19 protein-coding genes, 4 pseudogenes and 1 riboswitch are annotated in these 18,472 nt (G+C 67.7%); of the genes and pseudogenes, 12 read left to right on the forward strand and 11 right to left on the reverse strand.

Translation table 11 applies throughout. The features are described 5' to 3' along the window. Positions 1-49: 49 nt before the first annotated feature. Positions 50-682 (forward strand): NUDIX hydrolase, encoded by a 633-nt coding sequence (locus tag T428_RS0113905; RefSeq protein ID WP_025736963.1) that lies wholly within the window; start codon positions 50-52, stop codon positions 680-682. Here T428_RS0113905 and thiE read toward each other — a convergent pair. Continuing rightward, positions 654-1,337, reverse strand: a complete 684-nt coding sequence (gene thiE, locus T428_RS0113910; protein ID WP_025736964.1) for a thiamine phosphate synthase — start codon at positions 1,335-1,337, stop codon at positions 654-656. The two genes, T428_RS0113905 and thiE, sit on opposite strands and share 29 nt — an antisense overlap. A 153-nt stretch (positions 1,338-1,490) precedes the next feature. On the opposite strand from thiE, the gene thiO reads away from it, so the two are divergent. The 4 genes and pseudogenes from thiO (at position 1,491) to T428_RS28035 (ending at position 4,222) form a co-directional block, all read left to right on the forward strand. Beyond that, the gene (gene thiO / locus T428_RS0113915) at positions 1,491-2,510 is read left to right on the forward strand and encodes a glycine oxidase ThiO (protein ID WP_025736965.1); all 1,020 of its coding nucleotides are present in this window, start codon (positions 1,491-1,493) and stop codon (positions 2,508-2,510) included. Beyond that, entirely contained in the window at positions 2,510-2,707 is a 198-nt protein-coding gene (gene thiS / locus T428_RS0113920; RefSeq protein WP_025736966.1) for a sulfur carrier protein ThiS, read from the forward strand. Before thiO ends, thiS begins: the two co-directional genes overlap by 1 nt. Next, positions 2,700-3,458: a thiazole synthase gene (gene thiG, locus T428_RS0113925; protein ID WP_025736967.1), complete on the forward strand. Its 759-nt coding sequence runs from the start codon at positions 2,700-2,702 to the stop codon at positions 3,456-3,458. The genes thiS and thiG overlap by 8 nt, the downstream gene beginning before the upstream one ends. Next, positions 3,455-4,222, forward strand: a pseudogene (locus T428_RS28035) (SGNH/GDSL hydrolase family protein). Before thiG ends, T428_RS28035 begins: the two are co-directional and overlap by 4 nt. A gap of 314 nt (positions 4,223-4,536) precedes the next feature. On the opposite strand, the gene T428_RS34570 reads toward T428_RS28035, so the two are convergent. Further along, a complete protein-coding gene (locus tag T428_RS34570) occupies positions 4,537-4,734 on the reverse strand; it encodes a hypothetical protein (RefSeq protein ID WP_245604905.1) in 198 nt (65 codons plus the stop codon). A 190-nt stretch (positions 4,735-4,924) separates the two neighbouring features. After that, positions 4,925-5,428, reverse strand: coding sequence for a hypothetical protein (locus tag T428_RS28045; RefSeq protein WP_036467996.1), 504 nt, complete (start codon positions 5,426-5,428; stop codon positions 4,925-4,927). Between the two features lie 342 nt (positions 5,429-5,770). On the opposite strand from T428_RS28045, the gene T428_RS0113945 reads away from it, so the two are divergent. From T428_RS0113945 to T428_RS28060, 6 genes and pseudogenes are all read left to right on the forward strand, one after another. Then, positions 5,771-6,094, forward strand: a complete 324-nt coding sequence (locus T428_RS0113945) for a CD225/dispanin family protein (protein ID WP_084298745.1) — start codon at positions 5,771-5,773, stop codon at positions 6,092-6,094. Positions 6,095-6,155: 61 nt separating this feature from the next. After that, positions 6,156-6,533 carry a DUF2752 domain-containing protein gene (locus tag T428_RS0113950; protein WP_051465247.1) on the forward strand — a complete coding sequence of 126 codons (378 nt, stop codon included), beginning with the start codon at positions 6,156-6,158 and terminating at the stop codon, positions 6,531-6,533. A gap of 49 nt (positions 6,534-6,582) precedes the next feature. After that, the gene (locus tag T428_RS0113955) at positions 6,583-8,076 is read left to right on the forward strand and encodes a M28 family metallopeptidase (protein ID WP_025736970.1); all 1,494 of its coding nucleotides are present in this window, start codon (positions 6,583-6,585) and stop codon (positions 8,074-8,076) included. Continuing rightward, positions 8,073-9,544 (forward strand): annotated as a pseudogene (locus tag T428_RS28050) (M28 family peptidase). The gene T428_RS0113955 and the pseudogene T428_RS28050 overlap by 4 nt, the downstream one beginning before the upstream one ends. A gap of 103 nt (positions 9,545-9,647) precedes the next feature. Continuing rightward, positions 9,648-11,142, forward strand: a pseudogene (locus tag T428_RS28055) (neutral zinc metallopeptidase). A gap of 41 nt (positions 11,143-11,183) precedes the next feature. Next, complete coding sequence (locus tag T428_RS28060) at positions 11,184-11,642, forward strand: DUF4190 domain-containing protein (RefSeq protein WP_025736971.1); 459 nt, start codon at positions 11,184-11,186, stop codon at positions 11,640-11,642. A 110-nt stretch (positions 11,643-11,752) separates the two neighbouring features. Here T428_RS28060 and T428_RS0113975 read toward each other — a convergent pair whose 3' ends face one another. The 4 genes from T428_RS0113975 to T428_RS0113990 form a co-directional block, all read right to left on the reverse strand. Continuing rightward, positions 11,753-12,373 carry an alpha/beta hydrolase family protein gene (locus tag T428_RS0113975; protein WP_025736972.1) on the reverse strand — a complete coding sequence of 207 codons (621 nt, stop codon included), beginning with the start codon at positions 12,371-12,373 and terminating at the stop codon, positions 11,753-11,755. Between the two features lie 16 nt (positions 12,374-12,389). Then, positions 12,390-13,217, reverse strand: coding sequence for a bifunctional hydroxymethylpyrimidine kinase/phosphomethylpyrimidine kinase (gene thiD, locus T428_RS0113980; RefSeq protein ID WP_025736973.1), 828 nt, complete (start codon positions 13,215-13,217; stop codon positions 12,390-12,392). Further along, positions 13,214-14,851: a phosphomethylpyrimidine synthase ThiC gene (gene thiC, locus T428_RS0113985; RefSeq protein WP_025736974.1), complete on the reverse strand. Its 1,638-nt coding sequence runs from the start codon at positions 14,849-14,851 to the stop codon at positions 13,214-13,216. The genes thiD and thiC overlap by 4 nt, the downstream gene beginning before the upstream one ends. Continuing rightward, positions 14,844-14,954, reverse strand: a riboswitch (TPP riboswitch). Its footprint overlaps the gene before it by 8 nt. 88 nt (positions 14,955-15,042) lie before the next feature. Beyond that, positions 15,043-15,318 (reverse strand): hypothetical protein, encoded by a 276-nt coding sequence (locus T428_RS0113990; RefSeq protein ID WP_156942965.1) that lies wholly within the window; start codon positions 15,316-15,318, stop codon positions 15,043-15,045. Positions 15,319-15,381: 63 nt separating this feature from the next. Here T428_RS0113990 and T428_RS34580 point away from each other — a divergent pair, with 63 nt between their 5' ends. Next, complete coding sequence (locus T428_RS34580) at positions 15,382-15,636, forward strand: Rv1535 domain-containing protein (RefSeq protein ID WP_084298746.1); 255 nt, start codon at positions 15,382-15,384, stop codon at positions 15,634-15,636. 11 nt (positions 15,637-15,647) lie between these two features. On the opposite strand, the gene T428_RS0113995 is transcribed toward T428_RS34580, so the two are convergent. The 4 genes and pseudogenes from T428_RS0113995 to T428_RS0114010 all read right to left on the reverse strand — a co-directional run bounded on the left by T428_RS0113995 (position 15,648) and on the right by T428_RS0114010 (position 18,454). Beyond that, positions 15,648-16,073 carry a hypothetical protein gene (locus tag T428_RS0113995; RefSeq protein WP_025736976.1) on the reverse strand — a complete coding sequence of 142 codons (426 nt, stop codon included), beginning with the start codon at positions 16,071-16,073 and terminating at the stop codon, positions 15,648-15,650. 171 nt (positions 16,074-16,244) lie between these two features. Next, positions 16,245-17,052, reverse strand: a pseudogene (locus T428_RS28065) (exodeoxyribonuclease III). 56 nt (positions 17,053-17,108) lie between these two features. After that, complete coding sequence (locus T428_RS0114005) at positions 17,109-17,861, reverse strand: GNAT family N-acetyltransferase, cg3035/Rv0428c family (protein ID WP_025736977.1); 753 nt, start codon at positions 17,859-17,861, stop codon at positions 17,109-17,111. Further along, positions 17,861-18,454, reverse strand: a complete 594-nt coding sequence (locus tag T428_RS0114010; RefSeq protein WP_025736978.1) for a peptide deformylase — start codon at positions 18,452-18,454, stop codon at positions 17,861-17,863. The genes T428_RS0114005 and T428_RS0114010 overlap by 1 nt, the downstream gene beginning before the upstream one ends. Positions 18,455-18,472 lie beyond the last annotated feature (18 nt).

Genomic DNA, 18,472 nt, shown 5'->3' on the forward strand with positions numbered 1-18,472 from the left:
ATGGGGGAGGCGGACCCAATTTCGTTGATCGCCTGCATATCCTGAACGCGTGCATGGCGACAGTGACGGATGGGTGGTATCCGACAGCGGCGCCCACTACTGGGGTCGGTTCGGCGCGGCCGGTCTGCTGCTGCGCGCGCCACGGCCCGACGGAACCCCGGCGGTGCTGCTGCAGCATCGGGCGGTGTGGAGCCATCAGGGCGGCACCTGGGGGCTGCCGGGCGGCGCCCGAGACAGCCACGAAACCCCGGAGGAGACCGCCGTCCGCGAAGCCCACGAAGAGGCCGGGCTGCCCGCCCAGCGCCTCGCGGTGCGCGCGACGGTGGTCACCGCCCAGATCGCCGGAATCGCGGGCACGAACTGGAGCTACACCACCGTCGTGGCCGACGCCGCCGAGTTGCTGGACACGGTGCCCAACCGGGAGAGCGCCGAGATGCGCTGGGTCGCCGAGGACGAGGTGGCCGACCTGCCGCTACACCCCGGCTTCGCGGCCAGCTGGGAACGGCTGCGCACCGCGACGGCGCTGATTCCGCTGGGACACGGCGACGAACGTCGCCGGCACCTGCCGCGCACGCTGGAGATCGACGCCGGAGTCTTCGTCTGGTGCATGTCGGTCGAGGCGGATCAGCCGGCGTCGCAACTGAGTCCCCGGATCAGCTCGCTGCTCGAAGCGCTGACCTGAGCCGATCGGCCGCGGCCCGGGGATCGGCGGCGGTTGTGATCGCGCGCACCACCACGATCCGGCGCGCCCCGGCCTCAAGCACCTCGGGCAGCCGCTGCGCGTCGATACCGCCGATCGCGAACCACGGCGTGGCGGTCTGGAGCGCGGCGGCGGTGCGGACCAGTCCCAGGCCGGGCGCGGCACGATCGGGTTTGGTGGGCGTCGGCCAGCACGGGCCGACGCAGAAGTAGTCGACTTCCCCTGTTTCCAAGGCCGCGGCGGCGTCGGTGACCTGGCCGGCGTCGTGGGTGGACAGGCCGATCAGCGTGTCGGGGCCGACGATGTCGCGGGCGACCGCCGGCGGCAGATCGCCCTGGCCCAGGTGCAGCACGTCGGCCCCGGCGGCGACGGCGATGTCGGCCCGGTCGTTGACCGCGAACAGCGCGCCATGCCGGCGGGCCGCGTCCGCGAGGATCTCGCAGGCGGCCCGCTCGTCGCGCGCCTCTAGCGGACCGAACCGCCGTTCACCGGCCGATCCCTTGTCGCGCAGCTGGATGATGTCCACCCCGCCGGCCAGGGCGGCGTCGGCGAAATGGGCCAAGTCGCCGCGCTCGCGCCGCGCGTCGGTACACAGATACAGCCGGGCAGCGGCAAGACGGGTAACCGGATCGTGCACACCGCGACGCTAGCGCGCTAGCGTAGAACCCGAACAACGAGAGACACGGGAGTTCCGGGCGATCTGCGGGGCTGAGAGTGGACACAGCCGGAGTAACCGGAGCTGTCCTTACCGTCACACCTGATCCGGATCATGCCGGCGAAGGGAGCGGAGATGCATTCAGGTGCACCGGCCGGGACGCTGGCCGTCATCGGCGGCGGCGTCATCGGACTGTCGGTGGCGCGCCGGGCGGCCCAAGCCGGATGCGCGGTGCGGGTGCACCGCGCCGGCGCCCACGGCGCGTCCTGGGTGGCCGGCGGCATGCTGGCCCCGCACGGCGAGGGTTGGCCCGGCGAGGAACGATTGCTGCGACTGGGCCTGGAGTCGCTGCGGCTGTGGCGCGAGGGCGGCTACCTGGACGGCCTGCCTCCGGACGTGGTAACCGCGCGCGAGTCGCTGGTGGTGGCCGTCGACCGGGCCGACGTCGCCGATCTGCGCACCGTCGCGGACTGGCTGGCCGACCAGGGACACCCGGTGATCTGGGAGCCGGCCGCTCGCGACGTCGAACCTCTTCTGGCGCAAGGCATCCGGCACGGTTTTCGAGCACCCACCGAGCTTGCCGTAGACAACCGCGCCGTGGTCGAGGCGCTGGCGACGGCATGTGAGCGCCTCGGCGTCCAGTGGGCCCCGCCGGTGCACGACCTGACGCGGGTCTCCGGCGACGCGGTGGTGATCGCCAACGGCATCGACGCACCGTCGCTCTGTCCCGGCCTTCCGGTGCGCCCGGTGAAGGGCGAGGTACTGCGGCTGCGCTGGCGCAAGGGCTGTATGCCGTTGCTGAGCAGAGTGATTCGCGCGCGGGTGCACGGCCGCCAGGTGTACGTGGTGCCGCGTGCGGACGGAGTGGTGGTGGGCGCGACGCAGTACGAGCACGGCCGTGACACGGCGCCGGTGGTGTCCGGTGTGCGGGATCTGCTGGACGACGCGTGCGCCGTGCTGCCGGCATTGGGTGAGTACGAGCTGACCGAGTGCGCCGCCGGGCTGCGCCCGATGACACCGGACAACCTGCCGCTCGTGCATCGCCTCGACGAACGCACTCTGGTGGCCACCGGGCACGGGCGGTCGGGTTTCCTGCTGGCGCCGTGGACCGCCGAACAGATTGTGTCCGAACTCGTTCCGGTGGGAGTCCAGTGATGATCGTGGTGGTCAACGAAAATTCGGTCGAGGTCGACGGGCAGACCACGGTCGCCGGGTTGCTGGCATCGCTCGGCTTTCCCGAGCGCGGTATCGCGGTGGCGATGGACGACGCCGTGCTACCCCGATCACGTTGGGCCACCCAGCTTTTCGACGGAGCTCGGCTCGAGGTAGTGACGGCGGTGCAGGGTGGTTGATTCCAAGCTGACGATCGCGGACCGCAGCTTTTCTTCGCGGCTGATCATGGGCACCGGGGGAGCGACGAGCCTGGCGGTGCTCGAGGAGGCGCTGCGGACCTCGGGCACCGAGCTGACCACCGTCGCGATGCGCCGCGTCGACGCCGAGGGCGGTACCGGACTGCTGGACCTGCTCAACCGGCTCGGCATCACGCCGCTACCCAACACCGCGGTGTGTCGCAGCGCGGCCGAGGCGGTGCTCACCGCGCAGCTGGCCCGCGAGGCGCTGAACACCAACTGGGTCAAACTCGAGGTGATCGCCGACGAGCGCACACTGCTGCCCGACGCGCTCGAATTAGTCCGGGCGGCAGAACAATTGGTCGACGATGGATTCGTCGTACTGCCCTACACCAACGACGATCCGGCGCTGGCCCGCCGGCTGGAAGACACCGGTTGCGCGGCGGTGATGCCGCTGGGCTCGCCGATCGGAACCGGTCTGGGCATCACCAACCCGCACAACATCGAGATGATCGTCGCGCGCGCCGGTGTTCCGGTGATCCTCGACGCCGGCATCGGCACCGCCAGCGACGCCGCCCTGGCAATGGAATTGGGTTGTGACGCAGTGTTGTTGGCCACGGCGGTGACCCGGGCCACCGATCCGCCGGCGATGGCCGCCGCGATGGCGGCCGCGGTCACCGCCGGCTATCTGGCACGACGCGCCGGGCGGATCCCGAAACGCTTCTGGGCGCAGGCATCCAGTCCCCATCGATGAAACGCTATGTAGCGCTGGGTAGTTCGATGGCCGCCGGCCCGGGGATCCGGCCACGTGCGGCGGACGCCCCGCGATGGTCGGGCTGATCGGCGCGCAACTACCCGCATCTGGTTGCCGAGCGGATGAACCTCGAGCTGGTTGATGTCACTTTTTCCGGCGCCACCACCGGCCACATCCTCACCGATCGTCAGCACCACGCGCCGCCCCAGATCGACGCGCTGGACGGCTCGGAGGAGCTGGTCACCATCACCATCGGCGGCAACGACGTCGGCTACGTGCCGCTGCTGATGGCCGCCGCACTGCCGCGTGCGGCCCGGCGGCTGCCCCTGCTGGGCGCGCGGATCGCCGAACTGCTGGACCGTGACGAACGGGACCGGGCGCTGGACGACGTGGTCGATTCGTTGTGCGCGGTCGGCATGGCGGTGCGTGCCCGCGCGCCGCGCGCCCGGGTCCTCTTCGTCGACTACCTGACGATGCTGCCGCCCGCGGGCTTATCCGCCCCGCCGATTTCGGACGCGCACGCCGAATTGGGCCGCCACGTGGCCACCACCCTGGAACGACGCACGGCCGACGCGGCCGCGGCATCCGGCTGCGGGGTCATCGGCGCCGGCGCGGCCAGCCGGGACCATCACGCATGGTCCACCCAGCCATGGACCACCAGGCCGGCGAAATACGTCGTGCCGCTGCCGGGCCGGCCGGCTCCCCTGCACCCCAACGGCGCGGGAATGAGCGCGGTGGCCGAACTCGTTGCGGCCCAACTGTGATCAGGCGTTGGCCTGCCACCACTTGTACAGCGACGGGATGTCGGACTTGGAGAAGATGGAGCCCAACACGTTTTTCCGTCGACCGTCCAGAGCACCAGGCTGACGTCCTTGTAGGTTCCGCACGCCATCTGGGCACCGGCCTGGTCGGCGTTGCCTTGGTGCCAGGGACCCGGCTCTTTACTGCCGCTGCCGCTGCACGAGGCCAGGGTAACGTCTTTGAGGTTGGAGGAGTAGGCACCGCTCAGGTCGTTGGCGCTCTTGAACAGCTGGTAGACCGCGGAGGCCGGCCCATTCGAGTCGGGGTTTTGCCCGCATTACAGCTCGGCCACCTCGGCACCGGTCAGGGGAGACGACTGACAGTTGTTGAGGCCGTAGCCCTTCGCAAGCGAAGCGGCCAGTGTGTTGACATCTGCCGTGGTGTCCGCGGTCGCGGTGGCAGTGCCGACGCAGCAGAAAGCAGCCGTAAGAGCTGCGGCCGTCGTGGCGCGCAGCGAGTTGGTGGGGTGAAGCATCCTCTACTCCTGAGGTTCGTCGGACCGCCGGGACGGCAGCCCCAGCAAATTGTTGCCAGACTGATAGTAAGGCTAAACCGTAGTTATGCAACCCATTCCGTCGCATACCATTTACACTGGCAACATTCGGGGCAACGTGCGCACGGAACCCGTTGCGGCTCAACCGTAAAGCTCAGCCGTTGTCGCGCCACTAGTTGTAGAGGGACGCGACGTCGTTGCCGGAGGCGCGGATTACGCCCAGCATGTTCTTGGCGTCGTTGCTCCAGACGACCTCGGCATGGTTCTGAAAGGTCCCGCACGCCACCAATCCCGCGCTCGTGGTGGAGCTGCCCTGGTGCCATAGCGTGGGTGAGGAGGCGTCCCCGCAGTTGCTCACGGCGTCACCGGCGACTACGCCGTGGAACGAGTTCAGCAAGGCGCTGCGGTCGGGAAAGAGGAAATACTTGCCGAGCATCGGCCCGCCGGGGTCGGGGCTCGGTCCGCACCACAGGTAGGCCAGCGCGTCGCCGGGAGCCGCCTGCACGATGCAGTTGTTGAGGCCGTATCCCTTGGACAGCCCGCTGGCCAGGGTGTTGATATCCGCGGTGTCGCCGGAGGTGGGATCGGCGGTCGCCGTCGCGGCGCCCGCAAACGCGAAACCACCCATCAGCACCGCGGCGGACACGGTGCCCAGCGCGTCGGTCAGAGGTGACATCCGACGACTCCTTTCGGTGGTCGCGACGGCGGTGCTGCTACCGGAATCGTAGGGCTATGTCGTGGCTGTGCAATACATTCCACCGGATACTGTCTTTCTGGGCACTATTCCCGGTTGACCTGGGCAATTCCGTGTGCGTGCGGGATTGCGATGCACACAACGCATTTCGTCGGTGCGGCGACTTTCGAGCTAACCCGGCCAGTCGGAGAGCCCCTGCGGCGACGTCGATGTCGCGGGTGCTGGCGAACCGATTTCTGCCAAGTTGATGCCCCGGTGACTTTGCTCGGGTATGGTAGGCACCGCTTCACGCCAGCTAACTTCTCGTGACTGGAGAATTCATGACTGCACAACACGCCCCCCGGTTACCCGCCCCAGCAGCCCGCGGGGCAAGCACCGGATAACTATTTGGTGTGGTCCATCTTGGCGACACTGTTCTGCTGTTTGCCGTTGGGCATCGTGGCCATCGTCAAATCCTCTCAGGTGAGCGGATTATGGGCGCAAGGTCAGTACGCCGAGGCGCAGGCCGCAGCCGACGCCGCCAAGAAGTGGGTGAAGTGGTCGGTCATCGCGGCGGTCGTGAGCGCCGTCCTGTACGGCATCGTGCTGGCGATCATCGCCATGACCGCTGACAACTCGACCCCCGCGGCGCTGGCCGCAATGCTGTAAAGGGGTTGCACTCACGGTGACCCCCCGGCGGCCGCTCACGTTCGGTCTCGGCGCCCCGCTGATGGTGGCCGCGTCGACGATGGTGCTGTGCGCGGCCACCTGGGTGGGTGATCCGACCACCCCGGGCGGCCCGCTTTCGGTGTGTCCCACGAAGGCTCTGCTGAGCATCGACTGCCCCGGGTGCGGCAGCCTGCGCATGATCTATTCGCTTTTGCACGGCAACTTGATGTCCGCCGCCAGGTTCAACGCGTTGGGCTTGGCGGCGGTCGTGCTGTTGGTGTGGGCGTACCTGGCCTGGACCTATGGCCGGGTGACGGGCCGGCGGATCAAGAGCTGGCAACACCAGCGCTGGTCGGCCGCGATCGACCTGGCGCTGGTATCGGTTTGGTTGGTGGTGCGCAACATTCCGTTTGCCCCCTTCACTGGGCTGTACGTCTGACCTCACGCCGCGGTGAGCCCAATGGGCTGACGGGCTAACCTTGGGCGCGATGGTGAACAAATTCCGAACGCTGGCGGCGATGCTCGCCGCGGTCGCTCTCGCCGCAGTGTCGTCCGGATGTTTGCACCGTCCGGCGAACTCCCAGCAGGCAAGTGGCCCCGCCGCGGCGCAGTTCGCCAACGTGGTGCACAACAAGGTCACTGCCGACGCGATGATGGCACACCTGACGAAGCTGCAAGATATCGCCAACGCCAACAACGGCACCCGCGCGGTGGGCACTCCCGGCTACGAAGCCAGCGTCGACTACGTGGTGAATACGTTGCGCCACAGCGGTTTCGACGTTGCGACCCCCGAGTTTTCGGCGCGGGTCTTTCACGCCGAGAAGCCCGTCGTGACGGTCGGCGGCAGGGACGTCGAGGCGCACGCGCTCGAGTTCAGCCTCGGCACCGGACCGGACGGGGTGCACGGCCCGCTGCTGGTGGTGTCGACGGGCAACGGCCTAGGCTGTGCGGCCTCGGACTACGACACTCTGCCGGCCAAGGGCGCGGTGGTGCTGGTGGATCGCGGCACCTGTCCGTTCGCGCAGAAGGAGGAGGCCGCGGCGCAGCACGGTGCCGCGGCGATGATCGTCGTCGACAACGTGGACGAGGAGCAGATGGGCGGCACACTCGGAGCCAACACCGAGGTGAAAATGCCGGTGGTCGGCGTCACCAAATCGACCGGGATGCTTCTTCGTGCCCAGCCGGGGCCCGCGACGATCAAGCTGGACGCCAGCAGCCGGAGTTTCAAAGCCCGCAACATCATCGCCCAGACCAAGACGGGTTCGCCCACCGACGTGGTGATGGCCGGCGCGCATCTGGACAGCGTGGCCGAGGGGCCGGGCATCAACGACAACGGTTCGGGAGTGGCCGCGATCTTGGAAACCGCGGTGCAGCTGGGTAATTCACCGCCGGTGCGTAACGCCGTGCGGTTCGCCTTCTGGGGCGCCGAGGAACTCGGTTTGATCGGATCGCGCAACTACGTCGAGTCGCTGAATCTCGACGACCTCAAAAGCATTGCGCTGTATCTGAATTTCGACATGCTCGCGTCGCCGAACCCCGGTTACTTCACCTATGACGGTGACCAATCGCTGCCGGCGGACGCCCGCGGCCAGCCCGTGGTTCCGGAAGGCTCGGCCGGCATCGAGTACACGCTGGTGGCCTACCTGAAGTCGGCGGGCAAGACCGCACAGGACACGTCGTTCGACGGGCGTTCCGACTATGACGGCTTCACCCGGGCCGGTATCCCGGCGGGCGGCCTGTTCTCCGGCGCCGAAGCGAAGAAGTCCGCCGACCAAGCCAAGCTGTGGGGCGGAACGGTCGACGAGCCGTTCGATCCGAACTATCACAAGCAGACCGACACCCTCGACCACATCGACCGCACGTCGCTGGGCATCAACGGCTCCGGCGTCGCCTACGCGATCGCGCTGTACGCCCAGGATCTCACCGGGCACAACGGGGTTCCCGTCATGGGGGACCGCACCCGCCACGTGCTTAAGCCATGATTCGTCGCCTGGGCTCGGTGTTGGCGCTGATCGTTCTGGCGGTGGGGTGTTCGTCGCCCCGGCCGGGGCCGCCGACAGCCGCGCCGGACCTCGGCCGCACGCTTGCCGGAAAGGTCACCGCCGACGGGATGTTCGTCCACCTGCGCGTGCTGCAGGATATCGCCAACGCCAACAAGGGAAACCGGGCCGAGGGAACGCCGGGCTATGACGCCAGCGTCGACTACGTTGCAAAAACGCTACGCTCCAAGGGGTTCGAGGTAGCCACCCCGCAATTCGACCGGCTGTATGCGGTCGCGCCGGGTAAGCCGTCGCTGACGATCGCGGGTGGCACCTATTCGGTCGACCAGGCCTCGCTGCTGGTCCGGACGCCACCCGGCGGGCTCAGCGGGCAACCGGTCCGACCCGCCCGGCAGCCGTCGGGTTGTGCGCCGGACGACTATCTGTCGGCACTGCCCGCCGGGGCGATCGCCGTCGTCGACGACGCACGCTGCTCGGTGGTCGACAAGCAGAACAGCGCCAGGGCAAAGGGAGCCGCGGCCCTGATCGTGGTCAGCACGCCCACCGGCCGCGGCGCTCCGCCCACGTTGTTCACCCCGGGCTACTACAAGCAACTGACCCTGCCGGTTGCCGTCGTCGGCAGCTCCGGCGGCAGCGCGCTGGCCCACGCCACCGCGCCGGTACGCCTGGTGCTGGACGCCGAGAACATCAAGATCACGTCGCGAAATGTGTTGGCGCAGACCAAAACCGGCTCAACCGACGATGTGATCTGGTCGGTGCACATCTCGACGGCCCGCGCGGCGGTCCGGGTATCAACGACAACGGATCCGGGGTCGCCGTGGTGCTGGAAACCGCACTGCAATTGGGCCCGCTGGCGCCGGTGAACAACGCGGTGTGCTTCGTGTTCTGGGGAGCCGACGAGGACGGTCTCAACGGCGTGATGGATTACGTGTTCGGCCTCGACGACGAGCAGCTCAACGACATCGCGATGTACCTGAACTTCAACCTGCTCGGTTCGCCCAACGCCGGGTTCTTCACCGATGACGGCGACCAGTCTGGCCCGCCCGCGCCGGGAATCGCGGCCGGTGACGTGCCCGAGGGATCGGCCGGTGTCGAGCGCACGCTGTCCGCTTATCTCAACCTGGCCGGGAAGCGGCCCGCCGATATGCCGTTGGGTCCCCGGACCGACTACCACTCCTTCATGGCCGCCGGCGTGCCGATCGGGGGCATGAGCACCGGGGCATCACAGCTGAAAACCCCTGTGCAAGCACGCCTGTGGGGCGGCAAGGCCGGTGTCGGCTTCGGTCCCAACTTCCAGGGCCCCCGGGACACGATCGACAACATCAACCGGGAAGCATTGGCCGTCATGGGTTCTGGCGCGGCATACACGGTGGGCAGCTACGCGATGTCGATTTCCGGCGTCAACGGCGTCCCGGCCCACGACAAACGGCATCGCACCCGGCTACCCTAGCGACGTTTGCTGGGTCCGGTGTTTTCGCTACGCTGTTCAACCAGCGGACCTGGAATGAGAACCCCTTGATGCTGCCGGGCGGCCGGCCGGGATGAGGTTGGGCATGATGAACGGCGGGCGAAGTCGACGGCGGTCCCACGGCGGTCGCCGCCGCGCGTTTGTCGGTTCGCTGAGGGCGGCAATCGCCTGCGCAGCGACGGTAGTCGTGGTAGCGGGATGCACGACGGTCCTGGACGGGCGGGCCCTGTCGATGCTCAACGACCCGTTCCGGGTGGGCGATCTGCCCGCCACCGACGGTCACAGCGGGTTCCGCGAGAACCTGCCCGCGCCGATCGGCACGGTGATCAACACCGACAACGGGCTGATCGACAAGTTGTCGTTGCTATCGGTCAACGACATCGAGGAGTACTGGAAGTCGACGTACAGCCAGTCGCTGAAGGGAACGTTCCTTCCGGTCGCCAAACTGGTCTCCTACGACTCCAACGATCCGAGCAGTCCCATCGTTTGCCACAACGAGACGTACAAGCTCGTCAACGCGTTCTTCACGTCGCGCTGCAACCTGATCGCCTGGGACCGCGCGGTGTTCATGTCGGTCGCGCAGAAGTATTTCGGCGAGATGTCCGTCACCGGTGTGCTGGCACACGAGTTCGGCCACGCGTTGCAGCAGATGGCCCAGCTGGTGACGAAGAGAGACCCCACCATCGTTCGTGAGCAGCAGGCCGATTGTTTCGCGGGTGTGTATCTGTATTGGGTAGCCGCCGGGAAGTCCCCCCGTTTCACGCTGAGCACCGCCGACGGCCTGGACCATGTGCTGGCCGGGATCATCGTCACCCGGGACCCGGTGATGGACGCCGAAACCGAGAACGACGACGAACACGGCTCGGCGCTGGATCGCGTCAGTGCCTTCCAGATGGGTTTCATCAGTGGTGCTTCGGCGTGCTCGGGAATCAACCACGAGGAGATCGCGCAGCGCCGCGGTGACTTGCCCAAGGCTTTGCAGACCGATCCCTACGGCGACACCCAGACGGGCGAGGTCGCGATCAACGAGGCCACCTTGTCGATGCTGATGGAGCTGTTGGGAACGGTGTTCTCGCCGAAGAGCGCCCGCCCTGTCCTTCCACACGACCGGGTGCCCGGATGCCAAGCCCAGCCCGCCCGCGTCCTACTGCCCGGCCACCAACACGATCATGGTCGACCTGGCCGGCCTGGCGGCGATGGCGAAGGTCTCCGACGAGAAGGAACACACGCTTCCGCAAGGTGACGACACCGCCCTGTCGATCATGATGTCGAGATACGCGCTTGCGGTACAGCACGAACGCGGCCTACCGATGCAGAGCCCGTGGACCGCGCTGCGCACCGCGTGCCTGACCGGTGTGGTGCACCGCAAGATGGCCGAGCCGATCGACACCTCGTCCCATAAGGAGCTGGTGCTGACCGCCCGTGACCTGGACGAGGCCGTCGCCGGTTTGCTCACCAACCACATGGTCGCCAGTGATGCGGACGGGACCAGCGTGCCGGCCGGCTTCACCCGTATCGCGGCGTTCCGCGGCGGCGTGGCCGGCAACGTGGACGCGTGCTATTCGCGCTATCCCGGCTGAGCGGGCGTAGAGTATGGGCCACTTGACCTCAGGAGGCGTCCGTGTCGGAAGAACCGCCTAGCTATCCGCCGCCACCGGGCGAATCCGGGTATCCCCCGCCGGGACAAAGTCATTCGCCGCCCCCGCCGGGTCCGGGTTATGCGCCCCCGCCGGGCCCCGGTTATCCGGCGGCCGCGGGCACCAACAGCATGGCCATCGCGTCGTTGGTCTGCTCACTGTTGGGGTGGCTCTGCGGTGTCGGCGCCATCCTCGGCATTATCTTCGGCATCGTCGCCCTGGGCAAGATCAAGGAGACCGGTGAAGGTGGCCGCGGTTTGGCCATCGCCGGAATCGCGATCGGCGCGGTGCTGATCGTGGGCGGCATCATCGTCGGGATCTTGAGCGCGATCACCGGGAGTATTACGCACGAGCGGTATCACGACAGGTATACCGGAGCTCCGGCCGTCGTGCTCACCGTCGCAAGCATCGCACCGCCGGCCATCCCGGGTATCGCTGCCTGAATAGACTGGCGCCCAACCGATCTCGGTCTTGGTGACGCCATGTCGTGCAGAAGTCGGAGAGCAGCGGCACCGGCCGGGAGACGATCGAGCCGTGCAACGACGCTGGTAACTCAGCCCACCAGTCGCAGCGCCGCGTCCGCGGCGAGCGCGGGCACGTCCAGAGTCTTGCAGCGCAAGTCGTGTCGCGCGCCGGTGATTTCGACGACCTCGGTCGGGGCCGCGATCAGTGCCGCGGCGTCGCGCACTTCGGCGGGGGTGCCGAACGGGTCCGACGTTCCGTGGGTGAACACCGTGGGCACTCGGATGTCGGGCAGGTGTTCGGTGCGGGGCCGGTCCGGCTTTCCCGGCGGATGGACCGGGTAGGAAAACAGCGTCAGGACGTCGACCTTGGCCGGACTCGACTCGGCGACCACCATCGACGTCTGGCGCCCACCGTAGGAATGCCCGCCCGCGATCAGCGGACCGTCGACAAGGCTGCGGCACAACGCGATTGCCTCTTCGATTCCGGCGCGGTTGGTTGCCGCCGAGCCCGACAGCGGCCCCTTGGGCCGGCGCCGGCGGTAGGGCAGGTTGTACCGGATCGCCAACCATCCGCGCCGCGCCCACTCGTCGCAAATCCGTTGCAGCAGCTCGGATTCGCGGTTGCTCCCGGCGCCGTGGGTCAGCACCGCGACGCCGCGCGCCACGCCGTCGGGTTGGTGTGCGATGCCCGCGATCGGTTCGAGATTCATGGCAGGAAGCGGGCAATCATGTCAGCCGGAACAGCGGGGAGACCGGGCCGTGGCCGTGGCCGAGTGGGTAGCCGCCGCGCAGGCATTCGGTGACCCATCGCTTCCCGAACTCGACCGCCTCGGGAACGGCACATCCATGGGCCAGTGCACAGGCGATCGCGGCGGCCAGCGTGTCGCCGCCGCCGTGGTCGTTGCCCGTCGCGATGCGCTCGGCATCGAACTCGTGGAAATCGGCACCGTCATAGAGCAGGTCGCTGCTGCGTTGCGAGAAGCGCAGGTGACCTCCTTTGACCAACACCCACCGTGGGCCCAGCGCGTGCAGCGCCTTGGCCGCCGCGCGTTGCGATTCGCCGTCCACCACGTCGATACCGACCAGCAACCGCACCTCGTCGAGATTCGGCGTCACCAGCGTGGCCAACGGAAACAGTTGGGTGCGCAGCGAATCCAGGGCCGCGGGCGCCATCAGCGCGGCGCCGTGCATGGACGCGGCCACCGGGTCGACGACCAGCGGAACCGTCAATCCGAGCCGGCGCCAGGTGTCGGCCACGGTGTCGATGATGCGCGGTGAGGCCAGCATGCCGGTCTTGGCGGCCTGAATGCCGATGTCGGTGACCACCGCTTCGATCTGGCCGGCGACCACATCATCGGGTATCGCGTGAAAGCTCTTGACGCCCAACGTGTTCTGCACCGTCACGGCGCTCACCGCCACGCACGCGTGCAGGCCCAGGAGCGCGATGGTGCGCATGTCGGCCTGAATACCCGCGCCGCCACCCGAATCCGATCCGGCGATGGTCAGCACCCGCAGGGGCGTCGTGCCCCGCGGCGGTAGCGGCAGGAAACTCACTGGGTCGTGATCGGCAAATATACCCGGTTGCCGTGCTCGGCGAACTCGCGGGACTTCTCGGTCATGCCCTCGTTGAGCATGGCTTCGATGTCCTTTTCGGTCTCCAGACCGTGCTTGGCGGCGTAGTCGCGGACGTCCTGGGTGATGCGCATCGAGCAGAACTTCGGCCCGCACATCGAGCAGAAGTGCGCGGCCTTGGCGGGCGCGGCGGGCAGTGTCTCGTCGTGGTACTCCCGCGCGGTGTCGGGGTCCAGCGACAGCGCGAACTGGTCGTTCCACCGGAACTCGAACCGCGCTTGGCTCAACGCGTTGTCGCGGTCCTGCGCGTGCGGGTGCCCCTTGGCGAGATCGCCCGCGTGGGCGGCGATCTTGTAGGCGATCACCCCGTCCTTGACGTCCTTTCGGTCCGGCAGCCCGAGGTGTTCCTTGGGGGTGACGTAGCACAGCATCGCGGTGCCGGCCTGGGCGATGATGGCCGCACCGATCGTCGAGGTGATGTGGTCGTAGGCCGGGGCGATGTCGGTGGCCAGCGGGCCCAGCGTGTAAAACGGGGCCTCCTCGCACCACTCCTCTTCCAGCCGCACGTTCTCGACGATCTTGTGCATCGGGATGTGGCCGGGGCCCTCGATCATCACCTGCACGCCATGGGCTTTCGCGATCTTGGTCAGCTCGCCCAGGGTGCGCAGCTCGGCGAACTGCGCGGCGTCGTTGGCGTCGGCGATCGACCCGGGTCGCAGCCCGTCACCGAGTGAGAAGGTGACGTCGTATTGGGCGAAGATGTCGCAGAGCTCTTCAAAGTTGGTGTACAGGAACGACTCCTGGTGGTGGGCGAGGCACCAGGCCGCCATGATCGACCCGCCGCGGCTCACGATGCCGGTGACCCGCTTGGCGGTCAGCGGCACGTAGCGCAGCAGCACGCCGGCGTGCACGGTCATGTAGTCCACGCCCTGCTCGCACTGCTCGATCACGGTGTCGCGGTACAACTCCCACGTCAACTCGGTCGGGTCGCCGTTGGTCTTCTCCAGCGCCTGGTAGATCGGCACGGTGCCGACCGGCACCGGCGAGTTACGCAGGATCCACTCGCGGGTCTCGTGGATGTTCTTGCCGGTGGACAGGTCCATGATGGTGTCGGCGCCCCAGCGGGTGGCCCACACCATCTTGTCGACCTCCTCGGCGATCGACGACGTCACCGCCGAGTTCCCGATGTTCGCGTTGACCTTGGTGGCAAACGTCTTGCCGATGATCATCGGCTCGATCTCGGGGTGGTTGTGGTTGGCCGGGATGACGGCCCGCCCGCGGGCGACCTCGTCGCGCACCAGCTTGGCGGGCATGCCTTCGCGCGCGGCGATGAACGCCATCTCGGCGCTGATCTCACCGGCACGAGCCCGCTGCAACTGGGTGCCGCGATCGCGGACCACGCCGGGGCGCGGCGGCAGCCCGGCGGTCAGGTCGATCGCGGCGTCCGGATCGGTGTACGGCCCGGACGTGTCGTACAAATCGAAGTGCTCGCCGTTGGAGAGGTGCACCCGGCGCAGCGGCACGCGGGCCCCGGGCACCTCGTCGAGCTCGAGGTAGGCCTTCGTGCTTCCCCAGATGGGCCCGGTGGTCACGGATGGTTCGACGGTGACGGTCATGTTTTCATCTCCCTACGCCGGCATTACCCGGTCAGGTTCGTACGGTCGACGGCCCCAAGCCGTCCTCTCAGCGCACTCGGCGTGCGCTCCCGCGTCGTGTGGATACAACCAACGCGACGTTACCCCTACACCGGACCATCCGCGCCGCGCGGGCGTGCGGAAGTAGCGACGGGATCCGCACCAGCCCGCCGCTAGGCCTCTTCCATCGCCTCGCCGATTTCTTCCAGCAGCCGATTGTGGTGATTGCTGGCCAGCATGTGTCCGGCTGCGATCACCAGCGCCACCGGCCAGTCGATCAGTTCGAGCGCGGCCAGCGCGGCCAGCCCGCCGTAGTAGGCCAGCTGTTCGGGCCGTGGAATCTCGGTCTGCCCGACCACCGGCAACTTCACGACGAAGGTTTCGCCCGCGCGAATTTTTTCTACCGCATCGCGTTGCGATGTTGCACGGCGAGTTTTCTTTTCCGCCATCATTTGCCTTTCAGTAACGAGGGGTTTCCCAACTCGCCGGGTGACTTGGTCACCGGCGGACCTATGTCGACGACCGATTCCCTGGTCGATCCGATATTTTCATCCGTTGCTTCGGTGCTGCGAGTCCCGTTGCTCGAACTCTATGCGCTGCTGTGGCGCGTCGGGATCGTGGACATAGTCCAGCCCGATCGGACACACCGCAGGGCGCCGCGGTTTTCGTCGCGAGTGGTCTCGAGGCCCCGGGGGACGATCTGCCCGGACCCGTCCGCCCATGCTGTCGCGCGGCCGCACGGCCGACCGCAGCGCGCGTCGGCGTAGGTCGGTTTGGTTCAGTTGGTGCTGCGCAACTCCGCAGCACCGGCCCGCCGTCCCGTCGTCTTCTTGGCGGTCGACTTTCGCGGTGCGGCTTTTTGGGGCGACGACTCGCTGGGCACCGGCTTGAGCTGAGCTTTCGCCGACGATCCGTTGGATTGGTTGAGCCGGTGCAATACCAATGCCCCGCCGCCGACGGCCAACAGCACCGGCCACTCGATCAATCCGGCCACACCCAGCGCGCCGAGCGCCAGTGCGGCCGCCGGCGTCGAATGGCTGCCCGAGCTGATGCCGCGTTTGATGCCTTCGGCGGCGCCGGTGACCCCGCCGACGATTCCACTGATTGCGGCGCCCCCGACAGCGCCCGCGGCGGCGGTGGTTGCATCCGCCGCGCGGGTGACCGTCTTCCCAGCATTACGGACTGCCCCTCCGACGACACCCATGATGACTCCCTGGTTCCTCGGTCGCGCTCGTTGGGAACGCGTAGCAACATGTATACCCGCCGAACGGCAAGTTAACAGCGCTGGCAACAAATTGTTCACGCATCTAACAGGGAGAAATGCTGCCACGTTGCAAACGCTCAGACAACGCAAAGGTGCCTGAATTTCCTCGGTTTACTCAGGATTCAGGTCGACCAAAACCGGCGCATGATCACTGGGCGCCTTTCCCTTGCGCTCTTCCCGCACGATTTGCGCGTCGGCCACCCGTGCGGCCAGCGCCGGTGAGGCGAGGATGAAGTCGATGCGCATCCCTTGCTTTTTCGGAAACCGCAGCTGGGTGTAATCCCAATAGGTGTAGACACCGGGGCCCGGAGTGAAAGGCCTTACCACGTCCGCGAATTGCGCGTCGACAATGGCATTGAACGCCCGGCGTTCCGGATCGGAGACGTGCGTGGCGCCCGCGAAGAATTCCATGCTCCACACGTCTTCGTCGGTGGGTGCGATGTTCCAGTCGCCCACCATTGCGATCTGCGAGGTGGGATCGGCGGCCAACCAACCCGCGGCCGCATCATGCAGGGCGGCAAGCCATTCCAGCTTGTAGGTGTAGTGCGGGTCGGCCAGGGTGCGACCGTTGGGCACATACAGGCTCCACACCCGGATGCCGCCACAGGTGGCGCCCAGGGCGCGCGCTTCCGCGGTCGCGGAGACCTCCGGCTTGCTGCTCCAGCTGGGCTGGCCCTCAAACCCGATCCGCACATTCTCCAGGCCCACGCGTGAGGCGATCGTTACGCCGTTCCACTGGTTGAAGCCGACGTGGGCGACCTCGTAGCCGAGTTCCACGAACGGCAGGGCGGGGAACTGGCTGTCGGAGCACTTGGTCTCCTGCATGGCCAGCACGTCGACCTCGGCGCGGGCCAAGCCAGTCGGTGACGCGGTCGAGGCGAGTGCGGATCGAGTTGACGTTCCAGGTGGCCAGTCGCACGCGCGGCGACGCCGGGCGTAGCGGGTCGCCGCGATCAACACTGCCGTCGGGCATGGCTAGACGGTATTCCAGCCACCCGGCCGGACTTCGAAGTAGCGACGGCGGTGGTGCAGCCGGAAGCCCAGACTCGCGGCGAGGCCGCCGGCGGCCTCGTCCGCCTCGTCGACCGCGATGTAGGCGTGGGTGGCGCCGTGGTGTGCACTCCAGACCAACAGGGCTTCGCGCGGCGCCGAAAGTCCGACCCACCGGGTGCCGTCCGGCGCGTCGGTCACGGCCGCGCCGGTGGCCGACGGATCGGACTCGCGGGACGCGAGGTCACCCACGTCGCGCACCAACACCCGCTCGGTGTGGTCGGCCACCAGCGTGCGTGGCAGCGTCAGCAACCGGTCCGGGATGGCCAGAAGCGGGGGGAGGCCGCGACGGTCGTACCAGTCGACGATCGCCGGGACGGTGCTGAGCTGAGCCGAGATATCCAGTGGCACAGCGGAATTGGCTCTACCGTCGGTTTCGTCTCCGGCCCGCAGCAGCCAGCCGTCCACCCAGGCGTGCTCCGCGCCGGGCCGGGCCGCGTCGGCGGCATGCTCCAGCGCGCGGATCGCCGACGTGCGCACCGGCGCGTCGGTCACCACCCGCAGCGCCACCACGTCACCGGCCGAGAACTCGACGATTGCGCCCGTCTTCGTCCGCACCCGCACCACCGGATCCACCGCCAACAGGTGGCCCACCGCGTCCGTCAGCGGCGGAGCCGACCCGGCCGGACGCCGGTAGCGAACCGTCACCCGCGTTCCCAGGTCCGGCCACGAGACCATCAGTGACCGAACGGATCCGGTCCCTCGCCCGGCAACCAGGACAGTCCGGGCACGCTCCAGCCGTGGGATTTGACGCAACGCTTCGCGGCGCGAGCATGCCGGCCGATCAGGCGGTCCAGGTAGAGGAATCCGTCTAGGTGCCCGGTTTCGTGTTGCAGCATCCGGGCGAATAGGCCGGTGCCCTCGATCGTGACCGGTTTGCCGTCGGCGTCCAGGCCGGTGACCCGTGCCCATTTCGCCCGCCCGGTGGGAAACGACTCACCCGGAACCGATAGACATCCCTCGTCGTCATCATTCGGGTCGGGCATGGTCTCGGGGATCTCCGAGGTCTCCAGGATCGGGTTGATAATCACACCGCGACGGCGCTCGGTCATGCCGCGATCGTCGGCGCAGTCGTACACGAACAGTCGCAGGCCGTAACCGATCTGATTGGCGGCCAGCCCGACACCATGGGCGGCGTCCATGGTGTCGTACATATCGGCGATCAATCCGGCGAGGTCTGCCGGTAGCGAACCGTCGGCACCGACGGGCACCGGTTCGGTCGACGTGTGCAACACCGGATCGCCCACGATGCGAATGGGTACCACTGCCATGGTCGGCTAGCTTAAGCG

Origin of the sequence: Mycobacterium genavense ATCC 51234, assembly GCF_000526915.1 — a bacterium.
Taxonomy (GTDB): Bacteria; Actinomycetota; Actinomycetes; order Mycobacteriales; family Mycobacteriaceae; genus Mycobacterium; species Mycobacterium genavense.